General features: G+C 66.0%; 16 protein-coding genes. 2 read left to right on the top strand and 14 right to left on the bottom strand.

What is annotated here, in order from left to right; translation table 11 throughout:
• Positions 1–132: 132 nt before the first annotated feature.
• From CDQ92_RS08455 to CDQ92_RS08440, 4 genes are all read right to left on the bottom strand, one after another.
• Positions 133–513, bottom strand: coding sequence for a hypothetical protein (locus CDQ92_RS08455; RefSeq protein WP_144035723.1), 381 nt, complete (start codon positions 511–513; stop codon positions 133–135).
• Between the two features lie 219 nt (positions 514–732).
• The gene (locus CDQ92_RS21630) at positions 733–1,335 is read right to left on the bottom strand and encodes a thermonuclease family protein (RefSeq protein ID WP_229667135.1); all 603 of its coding nucleotides are present in this window, start codon (positions 1,333–1,335) and stop codon (positions 733–735) included.
• 385 nt (positions 1,336–1,720) lie between these two features.
• Complete coding sequence (locus CDQ92_RS08445; protein ID WP_188682270.1) at positions 1,721–2,572, bottom strand: hypothetical protein; 852 nt, start codon at positions 2,570–2,572, stop codon at positions 1,721–1,723.
• 93 nt (positions 2,573–2,665) lie between these two features.
• Entirely contained in the window at positions 2,666–3,934 is a 1,269-nt protein-coding gene (locus CDQ92_RS08440) for a S8 family serine peptidase (protein ID WP_088440954.1), read from the bottom strand.
• Between the two features lie 126 nt (positions 3,935–4,060).
• Here CDQ92_RS08440 and CDQ92_RS08435 point away from each other — a divergent pair, with 126 nt between their 5' ends.
• Positions 4,061–4,549, top strand: a complete 489-nt coding sequence (locus tag CDQ92_RS08435; RefSeq protein WP_088440953.1) for an RNA polymerase sigma factor — start codon at positions 4,061–4,063, stop codon at positions 4,547–4,549.
• Positions 4,546–5,253 (top strand): anti-sigma factor, encoded by a 708-nt coding sequence (locus tag CDQ92_RS08430; RefSeq protein WP_088440952.1) that lies wholly within the window; start codon positions 4,546–4,548, stop codon positions 5,251–5,253. Before CDQ92_RS08435 ends, CDQ92_RS08430 begins: the two co-directional genes overlap by 4 nt.
• 506 nt (positions 5,254–5,759) lie before the next feature.
• Here CDQ92_RS08430 and CDQ92_RS08425 read toward each other — a convergent pair.
• The 10 genes from CDQ92_RS08425 to CDQ92_RS08380 form a co-directional block, all read right to left on the bottom strand.
• Complete coding sequence (locus CDQ92_RS08425) at positions 5,760–6,968, bottom strand: GGDEF domain-containing protein (protein WP_229667137.1); 1,209 nt, start codon at positions 6,966–6,968, stop codon at positions 5,760–5,762.
• A gap of 556 nt (positions 6,969–7,524) precedes the next feature.
• Positions 7,525–8,163, bottom strand: a complete 639-nt coding sequence (locus CDQ92_RS08420; protein ID WP_088440951.1) for a PilZ domain-containing protein — start codon at positions 8,161–8,163, stop codon at positions 7,525–7,527.
• Between the two features lie 365 nt (positions 8,164–8,528).
• Positions 8,529–9,314 carry a uroporphyrinogen-III C-methyltransferase gene (gene cobA, locus CDQ92_RS08415; protein WP_088440950.1) on the bottom strand — a complete coding sequence of 262 codons (786 nt, stop codon included), beginning with the start codon at positions 9,312–9,314 and terminating at the stop codon, positions 8,529–8,531.
• Entirely contained in the window at positions 9,304–11,901 is a 2,598-nt protein-coding gene (locus CDQ92_RS08410) for a nitrate reductase (RefSeq protein ID WP_088440949.1), read from the bottom strand. Before CDQ92_RS08410 ends, cobA begins: the two co-directional genes overlap by 11 nt.
• Positions 11,901–12,239, bottom strand: coding sequence for a nitrite reductase small subunit NirD (nirD, locus tag CDQ92_RS08405; RefSeq protein WP_088440948.1), 339 nt, complete (start codon positions 12,237–12,239; stop codon positions 11,901–11,903). Before nirD ends, CDQ92_RS08410 begins: the two co-directional genes overlap by 1 nt.
• The gene (nirB, locus tag CDQ92_RS08400; RefSeq protein WP_088440947.1) at positions 12,236–14,713 is read right to left on the bottom strand and encodes a nitrite reductase large subunit NirB; all 2,478 of its coding nucleotides are present in this window, start codon (positions 14,711–14,713) and stop codon (positions 12,236–12,238) included. Before nirB ends, nirD begins: the two co-directional genes overlap by 4 nt.
• Positions 14,713–14,931, bottom strand: a complete 219-nt coding sequence (locus CDQ92_RS08395; RefSeq protein WP_088440946.1) for a hypothetical protein — start codon at positions 14,929–14,931, stop codon at positions 14,713–14,715. The genes nirB and CDQ92_RS08395 overlap by 1 nt, the downstream gene beginning before the upstream one ends.
• Positions 14,932–14,933: 2 nt before the next feature.
• Complete coding sequence (locus CDQ92_RS08390; protein WP_088440945.1) at positions 14,934–16,169, bottom strand: nitrate/nitrite transporter; 1,236 nt, start codon at positions 16,167–16,169, stop codon at positions 14,934–14,936.
• Between the two features lie 248 nt (positions 16,170–16,417).
• Positions 16,418–17,629 (bottom strand): CmpA/NrtA family ABC transporter substrate-binding protein, encoded by a 1,212-nt coding sequence (locus CDQ92_RS08385; protein ID WP_088440944.1) that lies wholly within the window; start codon positions 17,627–17,629, stop codon positions 16,418–16,420.
• The gene (locus CDQ92_RS08380; protein ID WP_088440943.1) at positions 17,626–18,207 is read right to left on the bottom strand and encodes an ANTAR domain-containing response regulator; all 582 of its coding nucleotides are present in this window, start codon (positions 18,205–18,207) and stop codon (positions 17,626–17,628) included. Before CDQ92_RS08380 ends, CDQ92_RS08385 begins: the two co-directional genes overlap by 4 nt.
• Positions 18,208–18,330: the final 123 nt, after the last annotated feature.

Here is an 18,330-nt window from a genome sequence, read left to right as displayed (position 1 = left end):
GCGCGAGACGGACCAACTGGCCCGCGCCGCCCTGCCGACGTCGCGCCCAGTCGAGCGGCACGTCATCGGTTATCCACTTGCCGCACATGGCGGTTGCGCGGAGACTTTGAGCTTCAACGCCCAATCATGCGATTAACCTTCGCGAAGATCGATAGGCTGGGAACCGGTCACGAGCGAAATGGCCTCCTCGGCCGGCGGCGCGGTCGTCGGCGCCGGATTCACGAGCGCAGCAGCCAATTCGGTGCGATGGCCACGCTCTTTGCGGAAATCAGCGAGCGCTGAGCGCGCAGCACTCGCATCACCTGACGCGATGGCGGTTTCCAGGGCGCCCAGCTGCCCTGACGCTTTGACAGCCAAAGCGGATTTACTGTCGGACCCTTGAAGCGCCGCGACATTCGCCTGGGCAGCCTCAAGATCACCGCGCACAATTGCGGAATTTAGCTGCCCGAAATTTACTGGTTTTGGACGCTGTATATGGTTGACCGCGGAGTTGCGGTGGACGGACATGTTCATTTTTCGTCTCCTGAGATCCGAGAATCTCGGTTTGCACGGATCCCACCCAGCCCCACCATACACCGACATGGTTAATGCCGAACAAATGCTCGAAATAAGCAGGGAAGCGGTCCTGATCTGGCAGATCCCAAAATCTTCACCCTCCGGGCGTATCGGCAAATCGTGATTGGCCGACGTGCTTTGGCCATTCCATTTTGGATCAATTATTCGCGCGGCATTTCACCGCCAGCGGTCTTCAATCTTGGCGAAACCTTCGGCAACCAACGCATCTCCAGCGTCGCGGCCATTCACCGAAGCACGGCAAAGCGCGCGGCCATAACGATCCGAGCCGGTGCAATTTAGCTGGACCGGCCCGCCACTAAGCATATCATCGAGCCAATTCCGTGCGCGCTCGGCCAGGTCCTGGTCGCACCATCCATCACGGTCCGCCTCGCAGCGCGGGCTGGTGTCAAACTCGGGTGCATCGACGGGACCGCTCGCTGCCACCAGACGGACCTTCATCCCGCCGCATCGGAAGGTGTCGCCATCATGTACAACTATACGGCTGCAGTCAGATCGCTGGGCTTCGACGGAATCACGCATCTCCGCAGCAGCGACTGGCGTGTTCGATTGCGCAGGTTGCGCAGGCGGCGCGTCAGTGGTCCTCGCGACCAGTGCCTCACTCTCGACGGGGGGAGCGGCCGCGGGCGCCAAAAGCGGGGGTAAAAACAGGATGGCTGCGCCAAGTGCGACACCGCTCATGAACGCGCTGACCGCCAACCGCATCGTTCGCCGCCGCCGTGCACGCTTCACATCGAACAGGACATATATGTCGCGCGTCATGCCGCCTTTTTTGCCCGATCGCAGCGGAGCTGCAAGGGTAGACATTCGACATCGCATGGCGGCAGTCTTCGTGCCTAAATCCCGCATATGGGCGGCGGCACTGCGGTGTGTCCGGAACCTTTAGCAGCTTTCGGCAATAGATCTTGCAGCCCCGTCGCTTTGCGACCCAGGCGACGGGGCAACCAAGGCATTCGACCCGCAGGGTCGGACGTGCAGATCGCACCAATGGTGCAGCGATTTGCGTCTGGCGCGGCGCGCGGATCACGGCGCACAAGAATGTTTGACGACATTCGCCTATCCGCGCACAAAAATGGGGCGGGCCACGTGGCGGCCCGCCCAGTTTACGATCGGCGTAAATCGGGGTCGTTGCCGATCGCCCCTTCGGTCAATCCTCGCTGGCGTCCTGCTGCTCGGCCGCTTTCTTGAGCTGGCCTTTCGTCATCCCGCTCACCAATACGTCGCCCGAACCGGCAAAGCTGGCAGCGGGGAGCGTCGCGGTGCGGTTGCCGACCTCGACGGTCACGGCCTCGACAACGCCGCGCCCGCTCTGACGCAGCTCCTGCACATAACCGATTACCTTGCCGCGCGGGTCGGTGACAGGCATGCCGGGCGCGACGGCGAACATGCCGTTGCCGCTGGCCGCGCCGCTGCCCGCAGCGGCGAGCTGACCAAGGCCGCCCTGGAAGCTGCCCGCGGCCGAGCCGGCGCCGCTGGCACTGCCTGAGACGCCTGGCAGCGCGGTGCCGGCCCGATCGCGGACAGTCCCGGCCGCACCGCGCGCGGTGCCGGTTGCGGTCGAAGCGGTGTCCCGTGCGGTGCCGACAACGCCGCGTGCGGTCTGGCCCACGAAATCGGTGCCGACCGCTTGCGCGTCGAGGCTGCCACCGCCCGACGCGCGGCCCGATCCGGCAGCGCTGCCGCCGATCGTGCTGCCGAGCAGGTCAGCGTTGCCATTGGCTGAGCCGTTACCGTTCGCGTCGGCGCTGCCCTTGCCCTGGACGCGGCCAGAGCGGCGATCGACGCGGGCGTCGCCGCGGCCCGATCCGGTGATATCGCCTGCGGTACCGAGCGTGCCGCCGATCCGATCGGTGGGGTTGCCGAGCGTGGTGCCCAGCGTTCCGCCCAGATTGCCGCCAAGCCCGCCGCTGCCGCCGAGCAGCTGCGCCGAGGCGGGCGCCGAAAACGCCATCGCCGATGCGGCGATCGCGAGCGCCGAGGTGAAAATACGATGTGCCATTGTGCTTCTCCTTCGTCGTGCGGCCCGGAGGGGAGGGCCTGCCCGGAAGAACGATAGCGCGTTCGAATTTCTTCCGAAAAAATGTCGGGCGGGTCAGCGGCCGCCGCAATCGCCGCAAATCAGGCCGTGGCCATAGATCTCGTCGCGGCCCCGCTTGCCAAGGTCGTGCGCCTCCATGACAAGCGCGGCGACGGCAGGACCGATGCGATCAACGGCCGGTGCAGGGTAGCGAAGCGCGAGCCGTCCCGCGACCAGCGGCGCCGCAAAGGAGGTGCCGCGCAGCCTGTCGGCCGAGGCCAGCCCGGTGGCCGCCAGCACCGCATCGCCGGGCGCGGCAAAATCGATATGGCGCGCGCGTCCCGCCTCGGGAAGCGCGCGATTGCGTGCATCGACCCCGGTCACCGCGAAAACGCCTTGGTAGGAGGCGGGATAAGCGGGCGGCGCGGCCGGACCGTCGTTGCCCACCGCCGCGACGATGAGCATCCCGCGCTGCTGCGCCCGCGAAACGGCAACCGCCAGCAGCTTGTTGTCAGGTCCCACGAGACTGATCGTCGTCACCGCCACACCGTTTTGCGCGAGCCAGCCGAGCGCGCGCGCGATGGCGCTCGCATTGCCGCCCGCAGGATCGGTGCCATAGACGTCGGCGGCGAGCAGCCTCTGTCCGGGCGCCGAACCGCGCACCGTTCCGGTCCCGACAAGCAGCGAGGCAACCGCGGTACCGTGCCGGCTTGCGGCGGGGGCGCCGGCAGCGAAGCCGCGCTGCGCGACGCGCCCCGCCAGCGATGGATGCGCGGCAACGCCGCCGTCAATCAGTCCGAGCGACGCTTTGCCGGAAGTGGAGGCCGCCGCGAGCGTGGCGGCGGGGAGCAGGCCGCCGGGACCGCCCGCGAAATAAAGGTGATCGGCATCGACCTCGGCATCGGGGAGCAGCTTGGCAAGCTGCTTCTGCGCGCGGGCAAGGCTGCGCCCACCCGGAACCGTGAAGCGGACGATGTCGAGGCCCAGGCCCTCGATCCGTTCGCGGTCCAGCAGGCGGAAGCCTTTTTCCGCCGCGCGCACGATCATCGCATCGTCGACGCCGGTCGCGACTAATATACCGCGCACTGCGGGCTCGCCGTTGCGGTCGGGTTCGATCCGGTCGCGCTGGTCGCGCAGCAGGTTCGTGATCCTCTCGAGCCGTACGTCGGCGAGCGTATCGCCGACGCGCGCCAGCGGCTCTGTCCCGAGATTTGGCAAGGGCGGAAGCATCCGCGTGGCATCGGGAAGCTGAACGGAAGGCAGCGCGACCTGGGCCACGCCGCGCGGCACCGATCCCGGCATCAGCGCGGCGAAGATCAGGATCAGGGCGGTCCATTGTCGCATCGCTTCTCCTTGCGCAGACGGGGCTAACCGATGCCGAAACCCCTTGCGGCCTGAAAAATTTAGCATGGCGGGGAAGAAACGATAGGGTGGTGTCGTTTATTCCTCGAACCTGACGAAAAGGCGAATATGCGCTTCGAAGAGGAACTGGTCGAATTATTGCCGCGCCTGCGCCGGTTCGCACGCGGGCTGGCGCGCGATGCAAGCGACGCCGATGATTTGTGCCAGGCCGCGATCGAGCGCGCGCTGAAATCGCGCGATCAGTGGCAACAAGGAACGAGACTGGACAGCTGGATGTACCGCATCACCCGCAATCTCTGGATCGACGAGCGCCGCGCCGCGGGCCGGCGCGGCGTTCACAGCCCGATCGACGACGCGGTCACGCAAGTCGCGGGCGATGGGGCGGCCGAGGTGGAGGCTGGCGCGTTACGGGGCGATGTCGGCGGTGCGATGGCGAGGCTCCCCGACGAACAACGTGAGATTGTGATGCTCATCCTCGTCGAAGGCTATGCCTATCGCGAAGCGGCGGAGATACTCGACGTGCCGATCGGCACGGTCACCTCGCGCCTCGCCCGCGGGCGCGAGACATTGATGTTTTATCTGGGAGAGGCGGCATGAGCTTTGACCCCGAAATGGTGGCGGCCTTCGTCGATGGCGAACTCGACGACCTGACCGCGCGGCGGATCGAGCGCGCGGCCGAAACCGACGCGGCACTCGCCGCCGAAATCGTCCGCCACCGCGCGCTCAGGGCGCAGCTGGCGGAGCATTATGCCCCGATTTGCGATGAGCCCGTGCCCGAGCGGTTGCGGTCGCTGCTCGCCGATGGCCCCAAGCTCGATACCAGCCTGGCTGATCGCCGCGCGGCCCGGCGCTCGCGTTTCAGCACCCTGCATTGGGGTGCCATCGCCGCGTCGCTCGTGCTCGGCCTGACGATCGGGCTGCGCCCCTGGATCCCCGCCGGCGATGTCCAGACCGACAATGGCGCGCTGATCGCAGCGGGATCGCTCGCCAGGGCGCTTGAAACGCAGCTTGCCTCGAATCAGTCCGCGGGCGCCGCGGTGCGGATCGGCGTCAGCTTCGAAGACAAGGCGGGCCGCTATTGCCGCAGTTTCGAAAGTCCAGGACTTGACGGAATCGGTTGCCGCGAAGGCGATCACTGGCGGCTGGAGCGGACGTTGGCGGGCGAGGGGGGGAGCGGCGATTATCGGCAGGCCTCTTCAGGCGAACTCGCAGCGGCGGCAGCCGCAATGATGCGCCGCGATGCGCTGGACGCTCGCGGCGAACGGGCGGCCCGGGATGCTGGGTGGATGAGCCGCCCATAAGGTGCAGCGGACCCATTTTGCGGTTCCAGGTTTGGCGATCTCCCGCGCGGCCACTTCAAAGGGTACTGATCGGCAGACCGAGTGGTGGCTTGTCTTCAATTCATGGTGTTCGTGTGACGTCGTCGCGATGTCCTTGTGGAGAGCGTCCGCTCTTTAAAATTTGTCGCCTTGGCAACGATGGCGGCTGTACGGCGTAGTGGTTGCAACCCCGTCTCCTGAAAGCCATTCGTCTCAAGGCCATTCAGGAGACGCGGCCTGCGATTTGGCCCGTAATGGTAGCGCTATCAGCGACGAGTAAGCTTACGGCCGCCTCCTCCCCCACGAAGTGGCGGTCGGGCCGGGGCGACTGGTTGGTCCCAACGTCCCGGCCATCCCGGCTGCAGCCGACGGTTTTCGAAGATTGCTCTTGCGACCGGCCCGGTCGCAATCTGCAACGCGTGACCGGTAAGATGGCGTGGAGGAGCGGCGCGCCTCGCCGCCTTGGGAGTTGCGCCGCGAATGGCGCCTTAGGCTGCGGCAGCCGTGACCAGGTCAACCTCTACGCAGAACAGAGCCCGGGCCTTTCCACTGGCCTTGGCTCGGTAAAGGGCCCCGTCCGCGCAGGCGAGCAGTCTCTCGAGCTCCAGGCCCATCTTGGGCGCTGTCGCGATCCCGACGCTAACCGAGATGGTCAGGAGGTTGTCCTCGACCCGATAGGGCTTGCTGATTTCCCGAATGATCCGGCGCGCGAGCAATTCGGCTTCGGTGTCCTGCACCAGGTCCGCCTGCAAGACGATGAACTCGTCGCCGCCCAGCCGCGCGATCACATCTTCGCTACGAACCATCGCCTCGAGCCGCCGCGCGACTTCCCGCAAGACCGCGTCCCCGGCAGGATGTCCGTGATGATCATTGATCGCCTTGAATCCGTCGAGATCGAGAAAATGCACCGCGACCTGGCTGTCGGTGCGCCTTGCCGCTGCCATGCGCCCCTGAAAATGCTCGCGGAGCGAGAGGCGGTTGGCGAGCCCGGTCAGGGCATCGGTCTTGGCGAGCAGCGCCATGTCATGCCGCGCGGTGTGATGCTCGACCGCGGAGCGGTAAAGATGCGCGACGGTCTGGAGGCTGAGCCCGGTGATCATTGCGACGATGAAGGCTTCGATCAGAAACAATTGCGTATGCAGCGGATCGGGGTGCGGTTGGAGCGCATGCAGGGCGAGCGCAGCGATTGTTGGCAAGGTCGCGAGCAGAAGGCTTATGACGCAGACTTTTGGCCGTGCGGCTATCCGCGATACGATGCCCGCGCCGAAGCCGAACACCAGGCTGACCGTGAGGAGGTGAAGCATCGGCTCATGAGCCGAGATCGCGGCGACATTGAGAATGGCGATGAACGCCGCGAGAGCATAGTTCCCGATCGGATAGCGCTGCTCCCAGCGCATCAGCGCCTCGAAATCGCCGACCGGTGACGCGCGCCGGTAGGCGCGGAGAGCCGCCAGGCGCAAAACGGTTGCCAGGGCACCTAGCACCGCGAGGCCAACGAGGAGGGGGTTACCCAGCTCGCGGGCAACCAGGAGGCATATGCCTACAAAGACCATGCCAAATCCGAAGATCGGCAGCGCCATGCCGTACAGCATGTCGATAAATTCGCGGTAGACGGGAAGCGGAAGCGCGGCAGGGTTCGGGAAGCCCCTGAATCGGGCCGAGCGCGCAACTGGCGCAGGGTAATCCGACCGCCTCATGGGGAGACGATGACCAATGATCGTTAACATATCGTTGAGGGTCAGCCGTTCGAGAACATGATCCGGAAACGGGCCGACCGCCGGCGGCAAGCGATTGTCTTGAGGAAGGTGTTTGGGCCTTGCGACACTCCAGTCGGATCGATCAGCGCCCTCGCGCGGCGGGTGGATCGGCCGAGCGATCGTTCGCGAGCATAGAAGGGGCTGAAGTCAAACGGACGGCGCGAGAAGGACCAACTTGCTCGCGCCGTCCTGCCGATGCCGCGCTGTGGGGTTGCGGCACCGGTATTTCAACTCGGGGATTGATTGCCAAAACATTGGGGCGGTGGGACCGGGCGTTGAGACTGCGCTAGAGCTGTTCGAGCCATCTTCCGGGACGTTCGCACCAAGTTGAAGCCGGCCCGGATGAAAAGCGGTTGCTCGCCCCCGCGCGACATCATCTTTCCAACGCACACAGGGATGTTCGAGCGTCGTCGCCACGCATGATTTTCGTTACAGTCTGCATTTCCCGGGGTCATGAGTATGGCTTTCGACTTGGTTTTCGACGGGCGCGGCCTCGCTACCGCCGCCAGAGCGCGATGCTCTCCAGGGCAGCGCGATCAAGTGGCTGGGTGAACCAAAGGCCTCCGCGCTGGCCGCGTGACCAGCGCACAAGTGCCCGGCGGCGCGTCTCGCCACCCGGGAGGATCAAATCGACCTCGGTGCCGGGTTCGAGCCCGCGGTCATAGCGAAAGCCCGCACCATGCTGCGAGATATCGACGAGGTCGATCGGACGGGCGCCATCCCTCAGCGCAAGGACCGCCTCGACCTCGACCGGCAGTCTGAGCGCCCGGTAGCCGTCTGCGCGCTGCTCGTCGGCGAGCTTTCGTAGCACCGCGACGACGTCAATTGGCCGATCGAACGCCACGCCGAAGAAACCGCGCTCCGCCCAGACAATCGTACCGCGCAAGACAATCGTTTCGGACAGCGAAATGCCGAGCGTTTCCCCGACCGTCGCTGACGTGTCGGCGGCGAGCATCAGCCCCTCGTTTGAAATATTGCGCACGCGCCACAAACCCACATCGTCCGCACGCTGGACGCGCGCAATGCGGCATACCGTCCGATGGCGCTCCGCTCCGCGGCGATCGCTCAGGGCCATATCGTCGATGTCGTGGATGCGCGCTGTGTCCGCCGCAAGGGGATAGTCACTGCTCTCCATCAGGCCCGTCCTCCCATGAGCGCGGGTCCGATCGAAAGCCGAACCACACGCTATTGCCGAGCTACGCTCAGCGCTGATATCTTCACGGCACTCCCACGCGCCGGAAAGATACATGCGGTCCTAAGAGGCTTGCCTACAGAAAAATTCCGTTACGGCAAGCATAAGTTTTTCGCTCACACGCGGCGCGCGTCGATCGAATAATCGTCTTCAGTCAAACCCGACCGGAACTTGTAGTTCGATGTCCGGCGTTTCAGTTTCGCCCTCGGCGTGAGGCACGCCTATCGCCGCGCTCTCCGCGCTTCCCGCGGCCGATTGGCTGCGATCGGCCTATTCGGTGCACTGATTTGCGGCGCTCATGTCACGCCTCACCCCTGTGCCGACCGGGCGACCATATCGAGACCGGCAGATACGACCTCGGCATGCGCGACGGCTGCCCCAACCAGGATCAGCGTTGGTGCATCGGCGGCAAAGGATTTTGTTGCCAGTTCAAGCAGGTCCAGTCGCGTCGCGAGCCGCCGCTCCTTGGGACCGCTCACATCGCATGCAATCATCACGGGTATCGCACCGGGCATGCCTGCGCGCATGAGGCCTCGCATAATTTCTGCGGCCGCGTCGCGCCCCATGTAGAATGCGAGCGTTGAGCCGCCGCCCGCGAGCGAAACCCAGTCGATGTCGAGCGCGGCGCCGCGTTTGCTGTGCGCGGTGACGAAGCGGACGTCGCGCGCGATACCGCGGAGGGTAAGTGATATTCCAGCGGAAGCGGCTGCAGCGCAGGCGGTGGTGATACCGGGACAGATGTAGACCGGAAAGCCGGCCGCGCGAAGCGCCCGAAGCTCTTCGGCCGAGCGGCCGAAGATCGACGGGTCGCCGCCCTTCAGGCGCACGACCCTTTTTCCTGCTGCCGCTGCCTCGACGAGCATCGCGTCGATTGTGCGCTGGTCTTTTGAATGGCGACCGGAGCGCTTGCCGACGCTGATGCGCTCGGCGCCCGGCGGGATGAGTGCAAGAATGTCGGGACTGACCAGCGCATCGGTAAAGACGATGTCGGCACTCTCGATCAGCCGTACCGCTTTCATCGTCAGCAGCTCGGGATCACCCGGACCGGCGCCGACCAGCCACACGCTTCCCGGTGCGAAATCGTCATGCGGCATGGATTTTCTCCTCGGCGATGAGTTTGGCGAGCGCCGGGCGGCACGACCCGCAATTTGTGCCCGCGCCGATCGCGGCGCCGATCGCGGCGACATTGGCAAGCCCCTGGTCGCGGATCGCGGCTGCGATGGTCTTGAGTCCGATATCGAAACAGACGCAGATGACGGGGCCGCAGTCGACCTGCACACCGGGGGCGCGGCCTGCGAGGAGGGTCGGCGCAACCTGCGGGGCGGAAAGCTGCGCAATCAGCCAGTCGCGCGGCGGCAACTCGCCGGTTTCGGTGACAAACAGCGCCCCGGCGAGGCGTCCGTTCGCGATTACTGCGATCCGGCGGGTGCCGCGCGCGGCGTCCTGTGCCTCGATGCGCTCGCCCTTGGGCAGCAGCGCCTCGATGACGCGCAGATCGCTGTTGCCTGCAAGTTCCCACAGCGCGCCCGACGGGACCGCGACGCGGGTCGCCCACAGGCAGGCGGGGCGATCGGTGATGTCGCGCGCCAGCAACAGGAAGCCGCGCCATTTTGCCGCGACCGGCGCGATCGATGCCGGTGTCCGCTTGAACCCAGGCTGGCCCGACACCGGATCGACCAGCGGGCGGGACAGGAGTCCGGTTCGGCCGCCGCTGCTCGTACGGTCGGTCCAGTGGATCGGCACGAACATCTCGCCGCGCCGCTGGCCGTCATGAAAGGCGACGCGAAAAATACTGTCGCCCTGCGGCGTATCGACGCGCGCGAGGCCGCCGTCGCTGAGCCCAAGCCGTGCACCATCGTCGGGATGGACCTCGACCAGCGGCTCCTCGCGGTGGCGGGCCAGCTTGGGAGCGTGGCCGGTACGGGTCATACTATGCCACTGGTCGCGGTAGCGTCCCGTGTTGAGCGTCAGCGGCCATTTGGCGAGCGGTTCGGGCAGCTCTTTCTGGACGACCCCGACCAGCCGCGCGCGGCCGTCGACGGTCGAAAAACGGCCGTCGGCGAACGGGTGAGCGCCGCCCCAGCGGAACGGTGCCATATGGTCATAACCGGCGTTGCCACCCTGCGCCGCACCCGACAGCGCGAACAGGCGGCTGCCGTCATTGTCATAGGTCGAGAGCCGACAATGCTCGCGCCAGATGTCGGCGGGACGGTCATAGGCGAAGGCGGTTTTCCACCCCATGCGCCGTGCGACCTCCTTGATGATCCACCAGTCGGGCATCGCCTCGCCCGGCAGCGGAAACAGCGCGCGCTGGCGGCTGACCATGCGGTCGCTGTTGGTGACCGTGCCGTCCTTTTCGCCCCATGCCGCGGCGGGCAGGCGGACGTGGGCAAAGGCGCCGGTGTCGGTATGTTCGATCACGTCGCTGACGACGACGAAGGGGCAGGCGCTCAGCGCCTCGCGCACCCGGTTCGCGTCGGGCATCGACACCGCGGGGTTTGTCGCCATCACCCACAGCGCCTTGATCCGCCCCTCGCCGATGCTGCGGAACATGTCGACGGCTTTGAGCCCCGGCTTTTCGGCGATCGTCGGCGCGGCCCAGAAACGCTGGACGCGCTCGCGGTTCTCGGGCGCGAAATCCATATGCGCGGCAAGCGTCGTCGCCAGCCCGCCGACCTCGCGGCCGCCCATCGCATTGGGCTGACCGGTGATCGAGAATGGCGCGGCGCCCGGTTTGCCAATCCGGCCGGTAGCGAGATGGAGATTGAGGATCGCGTTGACCTGGTCGGTCCCGGCCGTCGCCTGGTTGATCCCCTGGCTGAACATCGTGACAGTGCGCGGATGGGCGGCGAACAGCTCAAAGAAACGCCTGAGGTCGGCAGCGTTGACGTCGCACGTCCGCGCCACCGACCACAGGTCGTTCCCCCCTCCAAGCTCGTCCCAGAAACCGTCCGGCACCGCGACATGCGCCGCGAGATACACCTCGTCGACAATGCCTGCCTCGCGGCAATATTGCAGCAGCCCGTTCATCAGCGCGACGTCGCTGCCGGGGCGGATCGCGAGATGCAGGTCGGCCTCGTCGGCGGTTTCGGTGCGGCGCGGATCGATGACGACAAGCTTGGCCCCCGCTTCGCAGCGTGCGCGGATGCGTTGATAGACAATCGGGTGGCACCAGGCGGTGTTCGATCCGACAAGGACGATCAGGTCGGCAGCATCGAGATCGTCATAGGTCGCCGGCACGATGTCCTCGCCGAAGGCTCGCATATGCCCCGCGACGGCGCTCGACATGCAAAGGCGTGAATTGGTGTCGATGTTGGCGGTGCCGATGAAGCCCTTCATCAGCTTGTTGGCGACATAATAATCCTCGGTCAGCAATTGCCCTGAGACATAGAAGGCGACGCTGTTTGGCCCGTGGCGCGCGATGGTCTCCTTAAACTTCCTTGCAACAAGGTCGAGCGCCTTGTCCCAGCTGGCGCGTTTGCTCCCGATGATGGGATGGAGCAGGCGGCCTTCGAGCCCAACGGTCTCGCCGAGATGGGTGCCTTTGGAACAAAGTTTGCCGTAGTTGGCCGGATGGTCGGGGTCGCCTGCGATCTCGACCTGGCGCTCGCCGGTCACCGCCGCGCGGATGCCGCAGCCGACGCCGCAATAGGCGCAGGTGGTGCGGACCGCGTCGCCCATCAGGCCGCGGCCTTGAGCGTGCTCGCGCGGCAGATGAGGACGCGGCCAGCGTCGATCTTGACCGGCACCGTCGGCGTGCAGCCCTTGTCCTCGCCGAGTGCTTCCCCGGTCGACAGGCTGATCCGCCAATTGTGCAGCGGGCAGGCGACCGCGCCGCCATGGACGATCCCCTGGCTCAGCCGCCCATGCTTGTGCGGGCAGCGGTCGCGGAGCGCGAATACCTTGCCCTCGGCGGTGCGGAAGACCGCGATGTCGTCGCCGCCCGCAACTTGCACGGTGCGGCTGCCACGCACCGGTATTTCATCAACCCAGCCGATGTCCAACCAATCGCCGGTCATGCCAATTGCTCCTGAGGGGTGAAGCGCGCCATTGGCGCATGGTGCTCGCGCTCGGCGCCCTCGGCGCGCTGTGCCCAGGGATCATCCTGCGAAAAGCCTTGCGCGTAGAGGAAGCGCGCGCGCAGCGCCTCGCGGCCCGCTGCGTCGTCGACGATCCGCGCCTTGATCTTCTCGACCCCGACGCGCTCGATCCACGGCGCGGTGCGTTCGAGATAGCGCGCCTCCTCGCGGTAGAGCTGGATGAAGGCGGCGCAATAATCCATCGCCTCCTGCTCGGTCGCGACCTTGCAGAGCAGGTCGGTAACGCGCACGTGAATCCCGCCATTGCCGCCCACGTGCAGCTCGTAGCCGCTGTCGACGCAGACGATGCCGAAATCCTTGATCGTCGCCTCGGCGCAGTTGCGCGGGCAGCCTGATACGGCGATCTTGAACTTGTGCGGCATCCAGCTGCCCCAGCTCATCCGTTCGATCTTGACGCCGAGCCCGGTCGAATCCTGAGTGCCGAAACGGCACCATTCGGAGCCGACGCAGGTTTTCACGGTGCGCAGCGCCTTGCCATAGGCGTGGCCCGACACCATCCCCGCGGCATTCAGGTCGGCCCAGACTGCGGGCAGATCCTCTTTCTTGATCCCGAAGATGTCGAGCCGCTGGCCGCCGGTCACCTTGACCATCGGCGCGTCATATTTCTCGACGACATCGGCGATCGCGCGCAACTCGGTCGGGTTGGTCAGTCCGCCCCACATGCGCGGCACGACCGAATAAGTGCCGTCCTTCTGGATATTGGCGTGCAGCCGCTCATTGACGAAGCGGCTCTGCTGGTCGTCGACATAGTCGCCGGGGAGCGCGCAGAGCAGATAATAGTTGAGCGCCGGACGGCACGACGAACAGCCGTCGGGAGTCGTCCAGTGCAGTTTCTGCATTACCTCGGGGATCGAGCGCATGTTCTGCGCGACGATCTCGCGGCGAACGTCGTCGTGGCCGAAGCTGGTGCATTTGCACATCGTCTTTGGCCCGGCCTGCACCTCGTCGCCCAATGTCAGCGCGAGCAGATTTTCGACGAGGCCCGTGCAGCTGCCGCAGCTTGCCGACGCTTTGCATGTTCCGCGCACCGCGTCGAGGCTGTGTGCGCCCTTGGCGATGCACGAGACGACCTGGCCCTTCGTGACGCCGTTGCAGCCGCAAATCTCGGCATCGTCCGAGAGCGCCGCAACGGCCGCCTTAGGGTCCGCGGCGCCCCCTCCCGCGGCGAAGGCTTGGCCGAAGATCAACAGGTCGCGAAGGTCTGAAACGTCGTCCTGCTTCTTGAGCAGATCGAAATACCAGCTGCCGTCGGCGGTATCGCCATAGAGCACCGCACCGACGATGCGGTCGTCCTTGACGATCACGCGCTTGTAGATGCCGCGGCTCGCATCGCGCAGCACGATATCCTCGCAGCCGTCGCCGCCCGAAAAATCGCCCGCTGAAAAAACGTCGATCCCCGACACCTTGAGCTTGGTCGAGGTCACCGAGCCGCGATAGCCGCTGGGCTGTTCGACGAGCCCGTCGGCGAGGCTGCGGCACATGTCCCACAAAGGCGCGACGAGGCCGTAAACCTGCCCATCATGCTCGACGCACTCGCCGACCGCGAGGACGGCCGGGTCGCTGGTCACCATATGATCGTCGACCTGGATGCCGCGGCCCACGGCGAGGCCCGCATCGCGTGCCAGCGCTACGGACGGGCGGATGCCGACCGCCATCACGACGAGGCTCGCGGGGATCAGCGTCCCGTCCTTGAGCTTCACGCCCTCGACCTTGCCGTCGCCGACAATCTCGGCGGTGTCAGCGCCGGTCAGAATCGTCTGGCCGCGCGCTTCGAGCGCATTTTTTAGCAGCCAGCCCGCCGCTTCGTCGAGCTGGCGTTCCATCAGCGTCGGCATCAGGTGGATGACGGTGACCTTCATGCCGCGCAGGCTGAGGCCGTGCGCAGCCTCGAGCCCGAGCAGCCCGCCGCCGATTACGACGGCATCGCCGCCGGCATCGGCAGCCGCGAGCATCGCGCTGACATCGTCCATGTCGCGGAACGCGATCACCCCGGGCAAATCCTTGCCCGGCACCGGGATGATGAACGGATCGGAACCGGTCGCGATCAGCAGCCGGTCATAGCTCTCGGTCGTGCCGCTGCGCGTCGTCACCGTCTTTGCCGCGCGGTCGATCGCGGTAACCGGATCGCCCGCGACCAGCGCGATGCCGTTGGCTGCATACCAGTCGGCATCGTTGATCACGATATCGTCGAAGCTTTTTTCGCCGGCGAGAACGGGCGAGAGCATGATGCGGTTGTAATTGACCCGCGGTTCGGCGCCGAAAATCGTCACGCGGTAGCGGTCGGCGTCGCGTGCGATAAGTTCCTCGACCGCGCGGCAGCCGGCCATGCCGTTGCCGATCACGACCAGATGCTCGCGGGTGTCAGCCTCGGGATTGAGGGGGCGATGTTCCATCACAGCGTCCAGTCCAGTTGCAGCAAAAATTTGTCGGTGTCGGTGGCGAAGCCGTCAGCGTTGTAGTGCGCGTGGGCTTCGGCATTGGCGGCGAGGCCGTCCTGATCGACCGCCTCATAGCGGAGGCGGGCTTCGCCGAGCGGCTTGATCTGGACGGCCTGGGCATGCGCCGTCGCGGCCGGCGCAAGCGCCAGCAGAAATAGGAGGGTGCGGGTCATGGCTAGATCCGCACGCCTTCGGCGGCGCCCCAGGCCCTGCGCCACTGGCTCTTGACGAAGAGCAGTCCGAGCAGCGCGACAACGGCAAGCCCGGCGAAGATGTAGAAGCCCGGTGCGAAGCTGCCGCTCCACTGCTTGGCAAAGCCGAGTGACGAAGCAAGGTAGAAGCCGCCGACGCCGCCTGCCATGCCGACCAGTCCGGTCATCACCCCGATCTCGGCCGAAAAACGCTGCGGCACGAGCTGGAACACTGAACCATTGCCGGTGCCGAGCGCGAGCATTGCGATCACGAACAGGCCGAGCGCGGCGGGCAGGGTGTCCGCCTGCGGCACCCCGGCGAGCGCCAGCGCGGCGACGACGAAGACCATCATCAGCGCCTTGACCCCGCCGATCCGGTCGGCGAGCGCGCCGCCCATCGGGCGCACCAGCGACCCGGCAAAGACGCAGGCCGCGGTGCAATAGCCCGCCATTACCGGGGTCAGGTGGAACTGGTCGGTGAAATAGATCGGCAGCGAGGCGGCAAGCCCGACGAAGCCGCCGAAGGTCACCGAGTAAAAGCCCATCAGCCACCAGGCATCGGCGGTCTTGAGCGGCTCGAAATAATGCGCGAGCTTCTTGGGCGCCGGCGCGTTCGGCGCGTCCTTTGCCATGACCAGATAGATGAAGAAGACGATGGTGAGCGGGATGCAGGCGAGCCCGAGCACTGCGTTCCATCCGAACATGACCGCGAGGCCGGGAGCGAACAGCGCCGCGAGCACGGTGCCCGAATTGCCCATCCCGGCAAGGCCCATCGCCTTGCCCTGATGCTCGGGCGGATACCAGCGGCTGGCGAGCGGCAGCGCGATCGCGAAGCTGGCGCCGGCAAAGCCGAGCACGACGCCGAGCGCGAGCGTGCCGGTGAAGCTGGTGACCCCCATCAACCACGCGAGGAACAACCCGGCGATTACGATCACCTGGCTGATCGCGCCGGCGCGCTTGGGGCCGATGCGATCGACAAGCAGCCCGTTGACGACGCGCAGCAGCGCGCCGGCCAGCGTCGGCACCGCGACCATCAGCCCCTTTTGCGCGGGGGTCAGGCCGAGGTCAGCGGAAATCGCAGGCGCGAGCGGGCCGAGGACGACCCACACCATGAAGGCGAGGTCGAAATAGAGAAAGGCTGCGACCAGCGTCGGCCAGTGCCCGCTGGACCAGAAACTCGATTTGGGCGCGGTAGTCGCCCCCGTTTTTGCCGTCGTCATCGTCCGTCCCCTTCGTGTGACGGGCAATAAAAAAGCCGCCAGGACGGCGGCCACGCGGGCGCATCCTGACGGCTTCATTGCCTGTTGGATTACGGGAAAAGGCTTCCCGCCTGCCGCGCGGACCGGCCCCATCGTTGGAGCCGTAGCCGCTTTATCCTGCCCCGGCAGCCTTGCCGAGTGCCCTTAAGCTGCCTGATTCGCGGCCCGACCGCAAGCAGTTATTTCGCAGTTGCAGCATAAAATGAAATTCAAGGAAGATTAGCTAGATAGCCCTGAATATCGTCGGGATCGAAGGCGTGGCCGTCGAAAAACCGGTCGCTGCCAAGGACAAGCCGACCCTGCACCGACCCGGCACCCATGGGTTCGCCGATGCCCCCTTCCAACTTTGAACTCGCCCCCGGCAGCGGCGCCCCTGACCCGGCGAGCGCGGTGCGATAGATGTCTGGGCGGAACACGGCGGCCGCGGTGGCGGCATCGGCGCTCGAATAGGGCGCCGCGTCCCAGCGCAGCATCTGCGAATAGAGCCACGCCGCCTGACTGCGCCAGGGGAAGTTGGCGGCTTCGCGGTGCTGGAACATGAAATCGGGATAGTGGATTGGCTCGCCGCCGGGCGTCAACCGGACGCGGTCGGTGATCGCGCGCAGCACTGCGTCGCGCGAGGCGTTCAGATATTCCGGGCGCGCCAAGATGTCGGCGCTGTCCTCGGCGGTGCCGGGTTCGACGAAATGGGCGGCGGCGGCGTGGAGTGCGCGGAGCAGCGCCTCGACCGCGTCGCGGCGCTCATCGACGACGGCTTCGCGCAGCGCGAGCACCTTTTCGACCCCCCGGCGCCAGATCTGCGCGGTGGCGAGCGCGATATGGCCGACCCCGCGCTCGACCGCGATCGAATTCCACGGTTCGCCGACGCAGATGCCGTCGACCTCGCCGGCGGCCAGCGCGTCGGCGGCAAAGGGCGGGCTGGTGACGACGATGTCGATATGGAGATCGGGACGGATGCCCACCCCGGCGAGCCAGTAGCGCAGCATATAATTGTGGCTGGAGTAGCGATGGACGACGCCGAAGCGCAGCGGCTTGCCCGCAATCTTGCGCGCCGCCGCCACGCGCTGCAGCGCCGCGCCAATCATGGCGGGATCGCCCAGCGTCTCGCCCAGTCCGACATCCTTGGCGAGCTGGGTCGAAAAGGTCACGGCATTGCCATTGAGCCCCAGCACGAACGGCACCGCCATCGGCACCGCGGGCCGGTCGCGGCCGAGCGCGGTGGCGATCGCCAGCGGCGCGATCATGTGCGCGGCGTCGGTATGGCCATAGAGCAGGCGGTCGCGCACCGTCGCCCAGGTCATGTCGCGCACCAGTTCGAGCTGCACGCCTTCGCGCGCTGCAAAACCCAGCTCGTGGGCCAGGATCGGCAACGCGGCGTCGACGAGTGGCAGAAACCCGATCCGGAACCTTTCGGCGGTCATTCCATATCTCCCAACAGCGCGTCGCTGGTCACGATCGCTTCGGCTATTTCCGAAATGCGGCGGTTGGTGCGCATGGCCTGACCGCGCAGCAAGGCATAAGCGGCGGGTTCGTCGATCGAGCGCCGTTTCATCAAGATCGCCTTGGCGCGATCGATCGTCGCGCGTTCGACGAGGGCATTTTTCGCCTCGTCGAGCTCGCGTTGCAGCCGGGAAAAGGCCTGGAACCGCCGCACCGCGAGGTCGATCACCGGCTTGATTCGCTGTTTGGAGAGGCCATCAACGACATAGGCCGACACCCCGGCGTCGATCGCGGCGCCGGTCGCTTCGGCGTCGCTCTGGTCGACGAACATCGCGATCGGACGCGCGAGCGCGCGCGACATGGCAAAGAAATCCTCGAGCAGGTCGCGGCTGGGGTTTTCGAGGTTCACCAATATGACTTCGGGCTTTGCCGCCTCGATTTGGGCAACGAGCGCGCCCGCCGGATCGATAAGCACCAGATCGTCGAGACCCGCCTCGCGCAGTCCATCGGAAATGATGGCGGCGCGCGTCGTGCTGGTGTCTATGATCGCGATCCTCATTGTCGCGCCTTTACGCTGCGGCGCACAAATCTGCTAGCTGGTTTCAGCTCCGCAATGGATATCTGCTGCCGGATGGTCGCTATTTGATATTTTTAGCTGAAAGCCGAGGCCGCTATCAGCCAC

The sequence above is a fragment of the Sphingopyxis bauzanensis genome, assembly GCF_002205675.1.
In the GTDB taxonomy this organism is placed as follows: Bacteria; Pseudomonadota; Alphaproteobacteria; order Sphingomonadales; family Sphingomonadaceae; genus Sphingopyxis; species Sphingopyxis bauzanensis.
This window is presented reverse-complemented; position numbering and strand designations above follow the sequence as displayed.